The 15,567-nt window shown below is 65.1% G+C and carries 14 protein-coding genes and 1 tRNA gene; 11 read left to right on the forward strand and 4 right to left on the reverse strand.

The window, feature by feature from the left end; all coding sequences use genetic code 11:
- The first annotated feature begins 212 nt into the window (after positions 1 to 212).
- The 6 genes from A9X01_RS28440 to A9X01_RS28465 all read left to right on the forward strand — a co-directional run bounded on the left by A9X01_RS28440 (position 213) and on the right by A9X01_RS28465 (position 6,089).
- A complete protein-coding gene (locus A9X01_RS28440) occupies positions 213 to 1,058 on the forward strand; it encodes a helix-turn-helix domain-containing protein (protein ID WP_253849473.1) in 846 nt (281 codons plus the stop codon).
- Positions 1,051 to 2,382, forward strand: coding sequence for an FAD-dependent oxidoreductase (locus A9X01_RS28445; protein ID WP_065123909.1), 1,332 nt, complete (start codon positions 1,051 to 1,053; stop codon positions 2,380 to 2,382). Before A9X01_RS28440 ends, A9X01_RS28445 begins: the two co-directional genes overlap by 8 nt.
- 11 nt (positions 2,383 to 2,393) lie before the next feature.
- Complete coding sequence (locus A9X01_RS28450) at positions 2,394 to 3,299, forward strand: SAM-dependent methyltransferase (protein WP_065123910.1); 906 nt, start codon at positions 2,394 to 2,396, stop codon at positions 3,297 to 3,299.
- A gap of 203 nt (positions 3,300 to 3,502) precedes the next feature.
- Positions 3,503 to 3,940 (forward strand): styrene oxide isomerase, encoded by a 438-nt coding sequence (locus A9X01_RS28455; protein ID WP_065123911.1) that lies wholly within the window; start codon positions 3,503 to 3,505, stop codon positions 3,938 to 3,940.
- 5 nt (positions 3,941 to 3,945) lie between these two features.
- Positions 3,946 to 4,539, forward strand: coding sequence for a UbiX family flavin prenyltransferase (locus A9X01_RS28460; protein WP_065123941.1), 594 nt, complete (start codon positions 3,946 to 3,948; stop codon positions 4,537 to 4,539).
- Positions 4,536 to 6,089 carry a UbiD family decarboxylase gene (locus A9X01_RS28465; RefSeq protein WP_253849475.1) on the forward strand — a complete coding sequence of 518 codons (1,554 nt, stop codon included), beginning with the start codon at positions 4,536 to 4,538 and terminating at the stop codon, positions 6,087 to 6,089. Before A9X01_RS28460 ends, A9X01_RS28465 begins: the two co-directional genes overlap by 4 nt.
- On the opposite strand, the gene A9X01_RS28470 is transcribed toward A9X01_RS28465, so the two are convergent.
- The gene (locus A9X01_RS28470; protein WP_065123913.1) at positions 6,086 to 7,291 is read right to left on the reverse strand and encodes an RtcB family protein; all 1,206 of its coding nucleotides are present in this window, start codon (positions 7,289 to 7,291) and stop codon (positions 6,086 to 6,088) included. The two genes, A9X01_RS28465 and A9X01_RS28470, sit on opposite strands and share 4 nt — an antisense overlap.
- Before the next feature lie 138 nt (positions 7,292 to 7,429).
- Here A9X01_RS28470 and A9X01_RS28475 point away from each other — a divergent pair.
- Positions 7,430 to 7,506 (forward strand) — tRNA-Met (locus A9X01_RS28475).
- A 264-nt stretch (positions 7,507 to 7,770) separates the two neighbouring features.
- Here A9X01_RS28475 and A9X01_RS32345 read toward each other — a convergent pair.
- Both A9X01_RS32345 and A9X01_RS28485 read right to left on the reverse strand, forming a co-directional pair.
- Positions 7,771 to 9,429 carry a PE family protein gene (locus tag A9X01_RS32345; RefSeq protein WP_081282683.1) on the reverse strand — a complete coding sequence of 553 codons (1,659 nt, stop codon included), beginning with the start codon at positions 9,427 to 9,429 and terminating at the stop codon, positions 7,771 to 7,773.
- A 347-nt stretch (positions 9,430 to 9,776) separates the two neighbouring features.
- On the reverse strand, positions 9,777 to 10,091 hold the full coding sequence (locus tag A9X01_RS28485; protein ID WP_216638953.1) for a hypothetical protein: 315 nt from the start codon (positions 10,089 to 10,091) through the stop codon (positions 9,777 to 9,779).
- A gap of 773 nt (positions 10,092 to 10,864) precedes the next feature.
- On the opposite strand from A9X01_RS28485, the gene A9X01_RS28495 reads away from it, so the two are divergent.
- Positions 10,865 to 11,809, forward strand: a complete 945-nt coding sequence (locus A9X01_RS28495) for an alpha/beta fold hydrolase (RefSeq protein WP_065123917.1) — start codon at positions 10,865 to 10,867, stop codon at positions 11,807 to 11,809.
- Between the two features lie 263 nt (positions 11,810 to 12,072).
- Here A9X01_RS28495 and A9X01_RS28500 read toward each other — a convergent pair whose 3' ends face one another.
- The gene (locus A9X01_RS28500) at positions 12,073 to 12,861 is read right to left on the reverse strand and encodes a SigB/SigF/SigG family RNA polymerase sigma factor (protein WP_065123918.1); all 789 of its coding nucleotides are present in this window, start codon (positions 12,859 to 12,861) and stop codon (positions 12,073 to 12,075) included.
- 173 nt (positions 12,862 to 13,034) lie between these two features.
- Here A9X01_RS28500 and A9X01_RS28505 point away from each other — a divergent pair, with 173 nt between their 5' ends.
- From A9X01_RS28505 to A9X01_RS28515, 3 genes are read left to right on the forward strand one after another with little or no spacing between them, the layout of a single operon-like run.
- On the forward strand, positions 13,035 to 14,477 hold the full coding sequence (locus A9X01_RS28505; protein ID WP_065123919.1) for an FAD-dependent oxidoreductase: 1,443 nt from the start codon (positions 13,035 to 13,037) through the stop codon (positions 14,475 to 14,477).
- Between the two features lie 7 nt (positions 14,478 to 14,484).
- Positions 14,485 to 15,138 (forward strand): DUF1345 domain-containing protein, encoded by a 654-nt coding sequence (locus tag A9X01_RS28510; RefSeq protein ID WP_065123920.1) that lies wholly within the window; start codon positions 14,485 to 14,487, stop codon positions 15,136 to 15,138.
- A 16-nt stretch (positions 15,139 to 15,154) separates the two neighbouring features.
- Entirely contained in the window at positions 15,155 to 15,553 is a 399-nt protein-coding gene (locus tag A9X01_RS28515; RefSeq protein WP_155772329.1) for a nuclear transport factor 2 family protein, read from the forward strand.
- Positions 15,554 to 15,567: the final 14 nt, after the last annotated feature.

Raw genomic sequence — 15,567 nt, forward strand, 5'->3', positions numbered from 1 at the left:
CAGCGCGCACCGATTTGACGTGTCGCTATCTGAGGGAAAGCTGTCGCAATGCCCGGCCACCCCGAATCACCACCGACCCCAAACTGGCACTTGTGATTTCGCGATCATTCACGCATTCCTCGTGCACCCATACGGCAACCGCGGCCCCCGACAACATCGCGGGCGCCGTGGGGTTTGCACCCCACAAGCGCATCACATCTGCGAGCCATGGTGTGTCGGCGGCGATCTGGCGCTTTCACGGCGATTCGGTCTACGAATTGCGGGGACCGGCCCGGGACGGCATCGACCTGGTATCCCTTGCGCTCAGTGGCAACCATCACCACACCTACTTCGCGAACGGCCGGAAGAAGTGGAGCCGCCCGCATCCGCCCTTCCACATGAATCTGGTTGCGGCCGGAGAGTATCCCAGAGGCATATTCAGATCCCAACGTCCGTTCAGCTACCTGCACGTGTACCTGCCGCACAGGCTGGTAGAACGCGTCGCCGCGGAGAGCGGTGTGATGAGAGCAGCCGGTTCTGTTGCCCTCATCGACCCGATGTGTTCGCGCGATCCGTTCGTGGAGCACATCGGCCGTCAGATCGTTCGCGAAATGAGCTACCCGGACGCCTATTCGGCTATGACAATCGACCTGCTCGCCCAGCATCTGGTCATCCGCCTGATCCGGGAGCATTCCAGCCTTTCGGGCTCGATTCCGAGAGGCGGCAGAAGTGTTGCGGGTTACCGTGATTGGCGGCTGAAACGCCTGGTTGACTACCTCGACGCCCACCTGTCCGATGATGTCGTCCTTGACGACCTTGCCGAACTGGTGGGACTTTCGGCGGCACGCGTCGCGACCCTGTTTCGTGAGGGCATGGGGGAGCCGCCCCATTGGTGGTTGATGAACCGCCGGGTCGCCAAGGCGTGTGAGCTGCTGGGCAATCCCGCCTTGAGTATCGGCGAGATCGCACGGCAGTGCGGTTTCGCCAGTCCGCAACATCTGGCCACCGTGATGCGCCGTCTGCTCGCGACCACACCCACCGAATTTCGGGTGAACAAGCTTGGAGCACAGAGTGTCTGAATCGAAAGGTAATGCGGTAGTACTTGGCGCCGGTATCGCGGGGCTGCTGGCCGCGCGGGTACTCGCCGATTTCTACCGAGACGTGATCGTCGTCGAACGTGATGCCTTGCCCAATGGCCCGTTGAACCGTCGGGGAGTGCCACAGGGTGGGTTGCCGCACATCCCCGCGGCACGCGCCACCCAAACGATGGAAAAGTTGTTCCCAGGCTTCCTTGCCGACCTGGTTGCCGGCGGTGCGCGGGTCTGGGACGACGGTGATCTGTCGCGGCTTTGCATGAATTTCGGCGGGCAGCAACTGTTGCGGTCCGGCAACATTCCGGACCCGGAGTCGATCGTCGTCCACTACGCGCACCGGCCGTTTCTTGAATGGCGGTTGCGTCGCCATGTGCAGGCCATTCCCAACGTGACGTTCACCGAGGCTCACGATGCGGTGCGGCTGACGTCGACCGGCGAGCGTGGTCGCGTGACCGGTGTGGTATTGGCGCGGCGCGAGTCCGGTGCGGAAAGAACCCTTGCGTCCGACCTGGTGGTGGATGCCACCGGACGCGGGTCGCGTACGCCAATTTTTCTGGAGCAGATGGGCTATCGTCGTCCGCCCGAGGATGAACTGAAGGTGCACGTCACTTACTCGGGTCTGCCGGTCCATGTCCCACCCGGCAAATTGCAAGAGAATATGACCCTCACCGCGGCCGAGCCCCACCGCCCAATGGCTTTCGCGATGTTCACCGGCGAGAACGACAACTACATGCTGGCGGTGCAGACGCTGGCAGGGCGTCCGGCGCCCAGGGATCGAGCGGCGTTGTTCGATTGCCTGACCGATGTCGCGCCACCACACGTGCTGGCGGCGGCGCGGTCCGCGGAGCCTCTTGCCGACGTCATGCAGTACAAGTTCCCGGCGAACCGGTGGCGACGCTACGACAAGTTGGACCACCGGCCGGATGGCTTGATCGTGATGGGCGACGCGATGTGCACCTTCAATCCGCTCTACGGCCAGGGCATGTCGATCGCCGCTATCGAGGCGATGATTCTGCGCGACTGTCTGCGCGACGGCGGTGAGGACCTGCCGCGGCGATTCTTCCGTCGCGCCGCGAAAGAGGTCGGCGTGGCTTGGCGGATGGCGGTGAGTTCTGACCTTGCGTTGCCGCAGATAGCGGGAAAGCGCACCGCATCAGTTCGGTTCCGCAACGCATTCGTGGACCGTATCGTCACTGCGGCCCATACCGATCCGCTGATGGTTCAGCGTTTCCTGCATCTGATGAACATGGTTGGTCCCCGTGGACCGCTGACTCTCGCATCAACGCTGCTGCGCACCGCCATTCGATGAGAAAGGGCAACATGGCACGAACCGAGAACGACACCTGGGATCTGGCGACGAGCGTGGGTGTGACAGCAACCATGGTCGCCGCGGCCAGGGCAGCGGCCAGCAGGCAGCCGAATCCGATCATCAGTGATCCCTATGCCGCACCGCTCGTCTGCGCCGCCGGTGTCGATTTTTTCGCCCGATTGGCACGCGGTGACCTCGAGTATTCCGACCTCGGAAGCGCGTGGATCGCTGAATTTTTCGCGGTACGGGCGCACTTCTTTGACCAGTTTTTCCCGGCGTCGACGTCCGCCGGTATCCAGCAGGCGGTGATCGTCGGATCGGGCCTGGATTCTCGCGTCTACCGGTTGGCGTGGCCGGCGGATGTTGTGGTCTACGAGATCGATCAACCCGCGGTGCTTGAGTTCAAGAGCTCCACGTTGGCCGGCCTCGGGGCACGTCCAGCGGCCGAATTGCGCACGGTAGCTGCCGATCTGCGCCAGGACTGGCCGGCGGCGCTGCGCGAGGCCGGCTTTGACAGCTCGAGGCCCAGCGCGTGGATGCTCGAGGGACTGATGATCGGCTATCTCCCCGGTGACGCGCAGAATCGGATGCTGGACGACATCACCGCGCTCAGCGCCCCGGGCAGCCGTCTGATCGCCGATCATTTGCCTCGCGGGGCCCAGTCCATCGGGGCCTTGATGGAGGCGCTCGGGGAAACCTGGCGGCAGTACGGCCTTGACGCCGACTTCAGCGGGCTGACGTACACGCATGAACGCAATGACGCAGAGGATTATTTGCAGACGCACGGGTGGGTCACCAGCTCAAGCGAATTGAGCGACCTGCTGCAGGCGGCAGGCGTGCCGGCCGGCGACATGGACACCAGTCCCAACGGGCAGGGCGCGATCAAGTATCTACTCGCCGCGCGGACCGCCCGATGACTCAAAGTGTGGGAAACACGTCAGAACGGACTGAGTCGGTGAGCCGACGGGGAGCCCATGCTTGACGCATGAATCCGAAGTCCCGATCCGTACCGCGATGGTGTATCGCGGCCTCGTGCGGAAGCCTGTGGGCGACCGTGCTGGTGGGGCAGAACTCCGGCCCGCAAAGTGCGGCGCCACAGAGGCGCGAGGAGGAATGTCCCATGACCGAGACGCAGCTGACGGGCCGGCGGTTGGTTTGGCATGGCATGTTGCTGTTCCTGATCGGCGTAGTGACGGGGACCCAGCAGCGCCGCTTCACCAACATGCGCATGGCGCTTTCGGCGCACCTGGAAGGGGTGATGAACGGCACCTTCCTGATCGCGCTGGGCGCGATCTGGACTCAGGTCAAGCTGCCGCCCAACCTCGGCCGAGCGGCCCGCTGGACAACGCTCTACGGCACCTACGGCAACTGGTTGTTCACCACACTTGGTGCGGCGCTCGGCACCGCAGCCGCCAATCCGACTCTGTCGCAAGGACATCACGGCAAACCGTGGCAGGAGCGACTGGTTCTGCTCGGGTTCCGGAGCATGCGTTACGCATTTCTCACCGCGGTGCTGCTGATTGTTTCGGGCTTGACCCGTGGGCTGTCCAAGGAGTGATCACAATGCGCTTGGTAGTTGGCATGACCGGTGCAACCGGAGCCGTTCTCGGTATCCGGCTGCTGCAGGTCCTTCGCGACCTGAACATCGAAACGCATCTGGTACTGAGTGATTGGGCTCGGGCGACGATCAAGATGGAGACGGATTACACCGTCAACGATGTCCGGGCATTGGCGTCACATGCATACAGCGCCCGCGACCTCGCCGCCGGGATTTCCAGCGGATCCTTCCGCACGGACGGCATGGTCGTCTGCCCGTGCAGCATGAAAACCTTGAGCGCCATTCGAATCGGCTTCAGCGACAATCTGATCACCCGTGCCGCCGACGTGACGCTGAAGGAACGCCGCAAGCTCGTTCTGGTCGCGCGCGAGGCGCCGTTGAGCGAGATCCATTTGGACAACCTGCAATACCTGGCGCGGATGGGCGTGGTGATCTTCCCGCCGACGGTGGCCTACTACGCGCGACCCACCTCCATCGGTGAGGTGACGGACTACATCGTCGGCCGGGTCATCGATCAACTCGGCATTGAGCACAACCTGATCAAACGCTGGAAGGACGGCGTAAACGGCACGCGATCGGTTGCGGGGGTGACATCGTGAGCAATGAAGCCGCACCCGATCTGCGTAGCTGGCTGGCCACTCTCGAGGCCGCGGGCCAGCTGCGGCACATCACGGCCCGCGTCGACTGGGATGAGGAAATCGGTGCGATCACGCGGGCGAACCTGTCCCTCGGTGGCCCCGCGCTGCTGTTCGAGAATATCGTCGGCCACGAAGACACCCGGTGCACCAAGTTCCTGACGTCGGCGATCGGAAACCGGTGTCAGATCCGGCTCATGCTGGGCCTGCCGCCGGGCACCAGCGATGGCGCCGTCGTCCGTCACCTCAAAGACGCTTTCCAGCAACCTGTTCCGCCGCGCATTGTGCAGACCGGTCCGGTCCAGGAGAACGTCGTCTCCGGCGACGACATCGACCTCTGGCAATTCCCCGCGCCGAAATGGCATGCCGCGGACGGCGGGCGGTATATCGACACGTTCTGCGGCGTCGTCACCGAGGACAAGGTGACCGGCCGCGACAACATCGGCGTGTACCGCGGCATGGTCGTCGACCGCGACAAGATCGCCAAACTGCTGGCGCCCATCCAAGGCTGGGGCGGTCATCTCCAGCAGTACCGGCCGGAGCCGATGCCGGTCGCCATCGTGTACGGATGGCACGACGTGTTGCCGTTCTGCGCCGGCAGCCCGTTCCCGAAGGATGTCTGCGAGTGGGACATGATGGGCGCGCTGCTCGGCAGGCCGGTGGATTTGGTGCGGTGCGAAACGGTCCCGTTGCATGTCCCCGCGAGCGCCGAGATCGTCGTCGAGGGTTACCTCGACCCTGACCCGGCCACCTACCTGCCGGAGGGCCCGTTCGCCGAATACCCCGGGTACCTTGATGGCCACGCCGCGCCGACGCCGGTGCTGCGAGTCACCCGGATCACCCATCGCAACGACCCGGTGCTGCGTGGCTCGCTGGAAGGAATGCGACCGGGATTTCTGGTCGAGGATTCGATGATCAACTACGCCCGCTCGGCAATCGCCTGGAACGTGCTGGAAAGCGCTGGGGTTCGAGGCGTGACCGATGTGTGGATGTCGCAGGTGTCCAACGGCACCAACATCGTCGTGCAGGTCCACAAGGCATACCGCGGACACGCGCAGCAGGTCGCGGCGGCCCTGTGGGGGACCAGCGGATCGATCTGGTTCTACAAGAACGTGATGGTTGTTGAGGAGGACATCGACATCCACGATCCGCAGGCGCTCGACTGGGCGCTTGCCTACCGGGTAAACGCCGGCCTCGGCGACATCTCCTTCTATGGGCCCACTCTCGGTTCGCCGTTGGATCCCTCCACGCCGCCGGAGAAGGCGAACATGGCCAAGTACGGCAGTGGCGAATGGACGCGGGTGCTCATCGACGCGACGCGAAGCTGGGAGTTCGAGCCGCGCCCGGAGTGGGGCGGACGTCACTATCCGGCGATCAACAAGCTCTCGCCGGCACTGGAAGCCCGGATCGCCGCTCGCTGGGATCAACTGGGAATCGGCATCCCATACCTGACTGCGGGCCGCCGCGAACTGCTGACGATGGAGCAGCTCAGCAAGCGCCTGCCGGACGTCTAGGTGCCCTTGACGTTCATGATCTGCCGCAGTGAGGTGACGATCTCGACGAGCGGTTCCGCATCCGCCATCACCTGGTCAATGTCCTTGTAGGCCTGGGGAATCTCGTCGATCCACTGTTTGCCGTGCCGGTATTCGATGCCTACCATTGCGGCGGCCAGGTCCTGCTCGGAGAACAGCTTCTTGGCCTTTGTCCTGCTGTACCGGCGTCCTGCGCCGTGCGGCGCTGACCACAAGCCGTCACGGTTTCCCTTGCCGCGCACGATGTATGAGCGGTCGCCCATCGAGCCGGGGATGATGCCCAGCTTGCCCTCGGTCGCGTCGATTGCACCCTTGCGGGTCAGCCAGACTGCCTCGCCATCGATTTGCGTTGAGACCGTGTAGTTGTGGTGCGTGTTCACTCGCTCCAACTCCACACGCTGGGCCTGCACACCCAGCCACTGAGCAAAGACGTGGACAAAGCGGTCCAGCATCTCGGCACGGTTGAGGTAGGCGAAACGCTGGGCCCACTCCAAATCTTTGATGTACCGGTCGAATTCGAGAGTGCCTTCCTGGAGGAACGCTAGGTCCCGATTCGGCAGCTTGATCAAGGGGTCCTTCGTGCACTGCTGCAGGGCAATGTTGATGTGGCGTTGTGCGATCTTGTTGCCGACGCCACGGGAGCCGCTGTGCAGGAACAGCCATACGTTGTCGTCGGCGTCCAGACACAATTCGATGAAGTGGTTCCCACCACCGAGAGATCCCAACTGCTCCATCCACTTTGGGCTGTGCGACAGGTCGACGTCGAGGTCGGCCTGCAGCCTGAGCAGCTCATTGTGCTTCTTGGCAGTGAACGGGAAGCGTTGCAAGGTCTTGTTGTAATTGCCGGGGGAGAGCGGAATCGCGTCCTCGACCGCACGCCGCAGTTTGGGCAAGTTGCGTCGGTAGTCGCCGCCGAACTTCTCCGACAGGTCGGCTTCGGTGAACCGCGTCTTGGCGGCGACCATGCCGCAGCCGATGTCCACGCCGACGGCTGCCGGTATGACCGCGCCCTTGGTGGGGATGACGGTACCGACGGCCGAACCCTTACCGAGGTGGGCGTCGGGCATCAGAGTGACGTGCGGATGCACGAACGGCATCGACGCGGTGGTCTTCGCCTGCGCGACGGTGTCACCCTCGATGTCGGTGGCGAAGCTGACCAGCTTCGGCCCGAGGTGTTGCGACATGGCCGTCTCCTTGTGCAGGTTCAGGGCGGATCTCCCCGTGGTACTACCCGGTGACCGACGCCGCAAGCGGCGCTGCCGTGCGGCTGACCGCGCGATTTGGTCAGGTCCCCACGGGTTGGGTAACCTTGCGTTTACCGACGCGGGGTGGAGCAGCTCGGTAGCTCGCTGGGCTCATAACCCAGAGGTCGCAGGTTCGAATCCTGTCCCCGCTACCAGCGGAAATGGCCCTCAGGCGCAAGCCTGGGGGCCATTTCTATGGGACCGGGAGCACATTTGGGGAGATTAGCGTCGGTAACGGGTGCGTCGCTGCCTGGATCCAGATGCCGCTGACGCTGGGATATGGGGGACACCCGCTTCCCCCGACGGTGAGGACCATGCCAAAGCGGACCGTCGCACTCGAAAAGGTTCTAGTAACAGTTTCCGCCCGGGCGCCGACGTGCTCGCGCGCGGTCCGGATGCTGGTGGGCACCGCAGCTGGGCTATCCGGGGTTGCCGGGAGACCCGCTGACGCCCACACTCGGTGAACCTTGCCGGACTCCGCCTTCGAACTCGTCAAAGCCGTTGTTTTGGAATGTGCCTGGCCCTCCGACCGCCGTACTACCGGTTCCGCCGCCGCCGCCGGCGCCACCGGTCCCAACGGGCCCCGTGATGCCGCTCGAGCCTGAGAAGCCCAGGCCGAAGAGTCCTGCACCGGGCGTACCTGCAGCACCGCCAACGCCGCCGTTGCCGCCGTCACCGCCGTTGCCCCCGTTGCCGCCGTTGCCGCCGTGGCCGGCAAAAGCGTGAGCCGTGCCCCCGATTACCCCAGCAGTGGCATTGCCACCAGCGCCTCCTGCCCCCCCGACGCCGCCGCCACCGCCCTGTCCGCCGGCGCCACCAGCGCCCCCGTTGCCGGCCGCACCGCCGCTGCCGAACAACCCACCGCGACCACCGGCACCCCCGACACCGCCATCACCGCCTGTCCCGCCGACGCCGCCAACGCCGCCGGTGCCACCGCTGCCACCGTTTCCGCCCTCGGCCCCCGATGCGATACCGGCTCCGTTGAAGGCGGTGCCTTTACCGCCGGTACCGCCGAGACCACCCGCCCCGCCGACGGCGCCGGCACCTCCTGCGCCCCCGACACCACCGACACCGCCGGCGCCTCCGTCGCCGAACAGCAGTCCGCCGGCGCCGCCGCCACCACCGGCACCTCCGACACCGCCGGCACCACCGGCGGCCCCGGTGCCCCCGACGCCTCCGGCGCCGCCGTCGCCCGCCGTCGCGGTGCTGTCGTCGTCAATGTAATTACTCGAGCCGCCAACTCCACCCGTGCCGCCGACCTGGTTCGTGCCAGCGGCGCCGTTAGCACCTGGGTTGCCTGCGCCGCCAGGAGCGTTGGACGCGCTAGTGCCGTTGCCGCCTCCCGCGGCCTGCGATGTTGTGGTGTTTGTGCCGGCAACCCCGGCCAGGCCCGCTCCGCCCGGGCCCCCGGCCCCGCCGCGGCCCCACAGCCCTGCGTCTCCACCCGCACCGCCAACGCCGGGGCCGAGGAGCAGCGTGGCAGCCCCACCGGCGCCGCCGGTGCCGCCGCTGCCATAGAGCATTCCGCCGGCGCCACCGCTGCCGCCGTTTGCACCGGCCCCGGCTCCCCCGCCCGCGCCGCCATTGCCAAGCAATCCAGCGTTGCCGCCGCGGCCACCGGCTACGCCAGCCGTTGTTTGCGTGTAGCCGGTGCCGCCGTTGCCGAGTAAGAGACCGCCGTCACCGCCGTTGGGATTCGCCGCGGTCCCGTTGGCCCCGTTGCCAATCAACGGGCGGCCGGTCCCCGCCAGGAAGGGCGAATTGATCGCATCGAGCACACTTTGTAGCGGCGACGCGGCGGCGGCCTCGGCGCCGGCATACGAGCCCGCACCAGCGGCTACGGCCTGCACGAACCGGTCGTGAAACGCCGTCGCCTGGGTGCTGAGTGACTGGTACTGGAGTCCGTGGGCGGAAAACAACTTTGCGACAGCCGTCGACACCTCATCGGCCGCCGCCGCCATGATCCCGGTCGTGTGGGATGCCACCGCAGCTCTGGTGGTATTGATCGAGTCCGCGATTTTGGCCAAGTCCCCGGCCGCCGCGCTCAATGCCTCAGGTGCTGTGATTACGTATGACAAGGGTCTCTCCAACCATGACAGAACTGGTTAACGCGGCGCTTCAGCGTTGGCGGAGAATACCATCGGCCAGGCGTCATTAGCCGGGTTTTTTGCTAGCTGGTGAGCTGAATGAATTTCATTACTTGTAAATCGTGAAACGCACCCTGACGGTAGTTTCTGGTCGCCCGACACACTCATATATTGCGCTGGGACACGACTTCGTCGGGGTCGAGCCGCTCCGAACGTCGTCCGACTAGTTCCTGGTCGATCTTGGTAGAGAGTGTGGGTCGTAGCGCGTCGCATTGCGGGAAAGGCCGCGCGCCAGCCGTCGCTTTGCATTGGGGAAACGAGGTGTGAATTGTAATCGCCTACTTGAGTAGTCGATTACTGAAGTCGGCCGGTGAACGCATGGATAGCCATGCCAGCGGCGCTGCAATGACCACGCAGACGACGCAGACGCCTGTCAACCCGCCCCATACGACGCCGGCTTGTTCGAGGTAGACGTTTTGGTTTTCGGGATCGTAGCAGCGCCCGAGTTCATTGAAGCAGTCCCTCCAGCGCCAGTAACGGTCGTAGAAAGTGAATCCGAACAGCACCGCACCGGCCGCGAACACCGTTGCTACGGCCGCGAGGAAGACCGCCGGAACTCGTCGTCCCTGCCGAGGCCGTTTGACCCTTGTCATGTCCCTCGTCGTGATGAGTTTGCGGCAGATTGCTCTTACGCCAGCGAATTTACGGTTAGAACCATATATAGCGTTTCTCGCCGGCCTTGTCTTTGCCCTGTTCCTAGTGTGATCCGGCCAAGGAGCGATCATTCGTAATCGCTCGCCAGCCGCATCTGTGCGACCACGAGTTTGCGGGGGCGTCGTCGGAACTGGCAGAGCGGGCGCGGCGCCATAGCTGCAGTTGCCTGGCCTGGTCGCCGAGTAGGCGTAACGCTGCCCTTCCGGGAGCTGCGCAAAGTTGATGAAAAGTGCTGCGCCCCTTGCACGAACGCGCCGGGCCACGAAGCCGCGCGCCTCGCCAGCCGGATGAAGCCGACGATATCCCAGCAATCATGCCGTCGCGCGCGCTGCTCGTGGAAGGGAAAGCGCCAGAGATCGTCCAATACCGCCGCCAGGCGCACGTCGTCACCGGCGGCGGACGCGGCCTCAATCTCGCTCAGCCAGGGTTCCCAGAACCTCCGCACTCATCGGTCGCCATCATCCCGTCCGTGCGTCAGATATGCCATTCGCGGCGTGCACCAAGCGCGTCGAACACAGTGGTCAGCCCGCCGACGCCGGTGCTGCCAGTGGGCTGAGCAAGACCTGCGGCCCGAAGTCGCGCTCCGCCGGTCGCGGCCTTCCTGGAAAGCAAGCTCTCGCAACACGGCGATGTGTGTCGAAGTAGGCGTGTCGGGGCAGCATTTGCGGCATCTCGACCATTTCGTTCTGTAGCCCCTACTACGATCGCGTTGATGACTGAAGGAGCTCCTGGACCGGCGTCGGCGCAAGCACAGGCCGGCGAGATCCCCCCGCTCGACGTCGTGGGCTCCGGAGTCCTTCCCCCGGTCGCTGTCAGAGTGCGCCGGACTTTTTGGCTGCTCGAGCGGTTCGCGCCCTACTTGGGATCGCGGTGGGCCGTCGAGTTATGGTGCACCCCACCGGTTCTCGAGTCGAGTCTGCGCATGCCGCCCGGTGTTTCCCCGGGTAGGCCGATAGCAGCGTATTGGGATGGGCATCGGGTCGCTGGCGAGGAATGGGGCGAGGGGACGCCGATATACCTGGTCCACGGTTGGGGCGGTCAGCGCGCGCATTTGGCAGTGTTCGTCAAACCGCTGGTGGAGGCGGGGTACCGGGTCGTTGCGTTCGACTTGCCCAGCCACAACGAATCGGATCCTGGTGCGCTGGCGCCGGGGCGTACCACTGCCATCGAGTGTGCCGACGCGATTGCGGCCATGATCGAGACCCACGGACCCGCCCACGCCGTAGTGGCTCACTCACTCGGTGCGAACGCGACTGCATTGGCGGCGGCGCAGGGAGCGCAGGTAGGGCGCTTGGTCTTTTTAGCGCCCATGGGCAATTTTCCTCTCTATCTCGACCTATTCGCCGCACGCCATGGCTTCGGTCGCCGGATCCGCGCGGGTCTGCAGCGTCGTTTGGAAAAACGAATCGCTATGCCGCTGCAAGAGACGAATATGACGCGGATCGGTCGACGAGCCAACTACCCACCGTTGCTCCTCATCCACGATCCCGACGACCCGGACAGCCCCTATGCCGCCAGCGAGCGACTCGCGACGGCATGGCCAGGCGCACAGCTAGTGACGACACGAGGGCTCGGCCGATTAGCTCATTACCGAATCTTGCGGCACCGCCCCGCTATTCGCGCCGGGTTGGAATTCATCGGGGTCCAAGCCGGCTAGAAAGTGATCGCAGGCATGGACCGGTGAGTACAGCGAACTGTCCTTAAACTGCGAAGCGATCCGCGCCGCCAGCTCCTGCGGCAATCCAGCGCCCGTTTTTGTCCATATCCCACACGCTCGGCGAGCTGTCCGCCGCCCTCAATCGGATAACTCCGACATTGTCGCGCATAGCCGGGCAGTAAGGCACATCGTCCACCGGGGCGACGCAAGTGACCCAAGCGACGCAAGTGACCCCTGTGGCCAAACGCTCCCCGCAAAGGCCTTTACCCCGCTTCGGCGAATCTCCGCCGCTCAGCGCCGTTGCGCAACGTCTGCAACGCCTTGGCCAGCAGCCGAGACACATGCATCTGCGAACACCCGATGCGGTCGGCGATCTCGCTCTGCGTCAGCTCGTCGAAGAACCGCAGCTTGATCACGGTTCGCTCCCGCTCCGGCAGTGCTGCGATCAACGGCCGCGCCGTCTGCACACTCAGCACCTTCTCCAGCCGCGCATCGACGCCGCCCATCGTGTCGGCAAGCGAGCGGTGCTCGTCGTCCTCACCGCGCGGAGCGTCCATCGACAACACGGAGTAGTTGCTGCTGGCGACCATCGCGTCGACCACCAGCGCACGGTCCACGCCCAATCGCTCAGCGATCTCGGATGCATTGGGGGCCCGGTGCAGTTCCCGCGTGAGATCGTTTGTCGCGGCGGTCAATTGCGCCTGCAGGTCTTTGATTCGCCGCGGCACCTTGACCGCCCACCCGTGGTCGCGGAAGTGCCGGCGCACCTCGCCGGTGATGGTCGGAACGGCAAAAGACAGGAACTCCGCGCCATTGTCGACATTGAAGCGGTCGACCGCGTTGACCAGACCTATCCGGGCCACCTGAACCAGATCTTCGAACGCCTCACCACGGTCCCGGTAGCGCCGGGCGATGTGGTCGGCCAGCGGCAAGCACCGCTCGATGATCGAGTCGCGTTGCCGGCGGTGGGCGGGAGTGCCGGGCTCGAGCTCCCGCAATACCTGGAACAGCGGCGTTACATCGGCATATTCACCCGTCGATCCCACGATCATCCTCCGACCTTTAGCAGTAAGGGGGTCCGGGCTCTGATCTGAACTCGACGTGAGCGTTTACCCCATGAGCCACCAAACGAAACGTGGGCGGGCTTGGTCACGGTCGGCTAACGTCTCGCGACACGTGGCCTGCCGGGGCCTTACTCGACAGGCCAGCAGACCACAATGCGGGCATGACGCAACCGCGCCAACCGCGCGAGATCTCCCGGCAGACGTTCTTGCGGGCTGCCGCCGGAGCGCTGGCCGCGGGCACGGTTTTCGGCACGGTTCGCGCCACCGCGGACCCGGCCAATTCCGGCTGGAACGGCCTGGCTATCGGCGGGCAGGTGCTCACCCCTGCTGACGGTCAATTCGCGACGGCCAAAAGCGTTTTCAACACCAACTACAACGGTTCGACGCCCGCCGCCGTAGTCGTCCCGACCTCGGCGGCGGACGTGCAGAAGGCCATGGCGTTCGCTGCCGCGCGGAACGTCAAGGTCGCACCGCGCAGCGGTGGGCATTCGTACGTGGGGGCGTCCACGCCAGACGGCGCGATGGTGCTCGACCTGCGCCAACTCCCGGGTGACATCAAGTACGACGCCGCCACCGGACTGGTCACGGTCACGCCCGCCACCAGCCTGTACGCGGTGCATCAGGCACTGGCCGCGGCCGGACGGGGAATTCCGACCGGCACCTGCCCATCCGTCGGCGTCTCCGGACACGCACTCGGTGGCGGCCTCGGGGCGCAGTCCCGGCACGCCGGCCTGCTGTCCGACGCGCTGACCTCGGCGTCGGTGGTACTTCCCGGTGGCCAGGCCGTCACCGCGTCGGCTAGCAGCCAACCCGACCTGTTCTGGGCGCTGCGCGGCGGCGGGGGAGGCAACTTCGGCGTGACAACGTCACTGACGTTCGCCACGTTCGCAACCAGCGATGTGGACGCCGTCAATCTCAATTTCCCCGCGCAATCATTCGCTCAGGTGCTCGTCGGCTGGCAGAACTGGCTGCGCACCGCAGACAAGAACAGCTGGGCACTGGCGGATGCCACGATCGACGGGATGGGAACCAGCTGCCGCATCCTGGCGACCTGCCCGGCCGGGTCCGGAGCCAGCGTGGAGAGCGCAATCGTGAAAACCGTTGGCCTGCAACCGACCGGGACCGAGCACCATACCTTCAACTACCTCGACCTGGTCCGGTATCTGGCCGTCAACAATCTCAATCCGTCGCCGCTGGGCTATGTCGGGGGATCCGACGTGCTGCCGGTTATCAACGCGGCCGCGGCACAGGGCATCGCAAAGGCGGTCGAGGCCTTTCCGCGGGAGGCGGGCCGCGGGCTGGTGATCATGCATGCACTGGACGGCGCGCTGGCCACCGTGGCGCCGACGGCCACGGCCTTCCCGTGGCGGCAGCAGGCCGCGCTGGTGCAGTGGTACGTCGAGACGGGTTCGCCGTCGGCCGCCACCGGATGGTTGAACACGGCGCACCAAGCGGTGCGGGGGTCTTCGGTCGGCGGTTACGTGAACTACATCGAGGCCAACCAACCGGCGGCACGGTACTTCGGGTCGAACCTGGCCCGCCTCAGCGCGGTCCGCCAGAAGTACGACCCGAACCGAGTCATGTTCTCCAGCTTGAACTTCTGAAGACAACATGACCCGACCGCCCTGGCACACCCACGTTTTCCCTCGCCTGTTGGTGGCCTTCGGACTCGGTGCCACCGCCTTGGTCCTGATGGGATGGACCGCCGGCTGGGAGTATGCCTCCAGCGCGGGCTGGATCGTCGCGGCCGGGATCTATCTGGTGTGGACCTGGCTGGTCGTGTTGCCGATGGATGCCGACGAGACGCGCGAGCACGTGCGGCCCGAGGCGCCGCCACGTCACTGGATGACCGACGCCGTCCTGCTGACGGCGAGCGTGGCGAGTCTGGCCGGCGTCGCGCAACTGCTGGCCGCCGGCTCAAAGGCAGGGACGGAGAAGAACCTCGCCGCCGGCGTCGGGGTCATCAGCATCATCGCGGCGTGGTGCGTCGTCCACACCGTGTTCAGCCTCCGCTACGCCGATGTCTACTACTCGAACCCGGCTGGCGGAATCAACTTCGACGGCACCGACAATCCGCGGTTCTTTGACTTCTTCTATCTAGGATTTACCGTCGGCATGACGTACCAGGTTTCTGACACGAATTTGCAGACCGGCCAACTGCGCCGCATCGCGCTGGGCCAGGCCCTGCTCTCCTATCTCTTCGGAGCGGTGATCCTGGCCGTCACCATCAATCTTGTTGTCGGGCTTGGAAACCCGCTGGGATGACGAGAAAGGGGCGCCGATGACGGGGTCGGACGAGGAGCGCAGAGCCCGCAGGGCGGCGGTGGTCATCGAGCACATGCAGAGCGAGAACGTGCAGCAGTGGGACCGCACCATGGCCACCTTCAGCCATCCCCGCTACGAATTGCCGGACGGCACGGTGTTCGACGGCCCCGACGAGGTGATGCAGTTCTGGCTTGACGGCCGCACCACGGTGCCGGATCAGACGAACGAGCTCATCGAACTCACTCACCTCGACGACGGCGATGTCCTGATCGAGTTCTGGCTGCGCGGCACCCCGGTCGCGACCAGTGAGTCGTTCGAGGTCCGGCTCTGGGCAATCTTCGGCTTCGACGACGAAGACCTCATCACCGGCGAACGCGTGTACGCGCAGCCACCGGGGGGCGCCCCGCATGAATGAGGTTTCCGAAAGCC

The organism is Mycobacterium asiaticum (assembly GCF_001668675.1).
GTDB lineage: Bacteria > Actinomycetota > Actinomycetes > Mycobacteriales > Mycobacteriaceae > Mycobacterium > Mycobacterium asiaticum_D.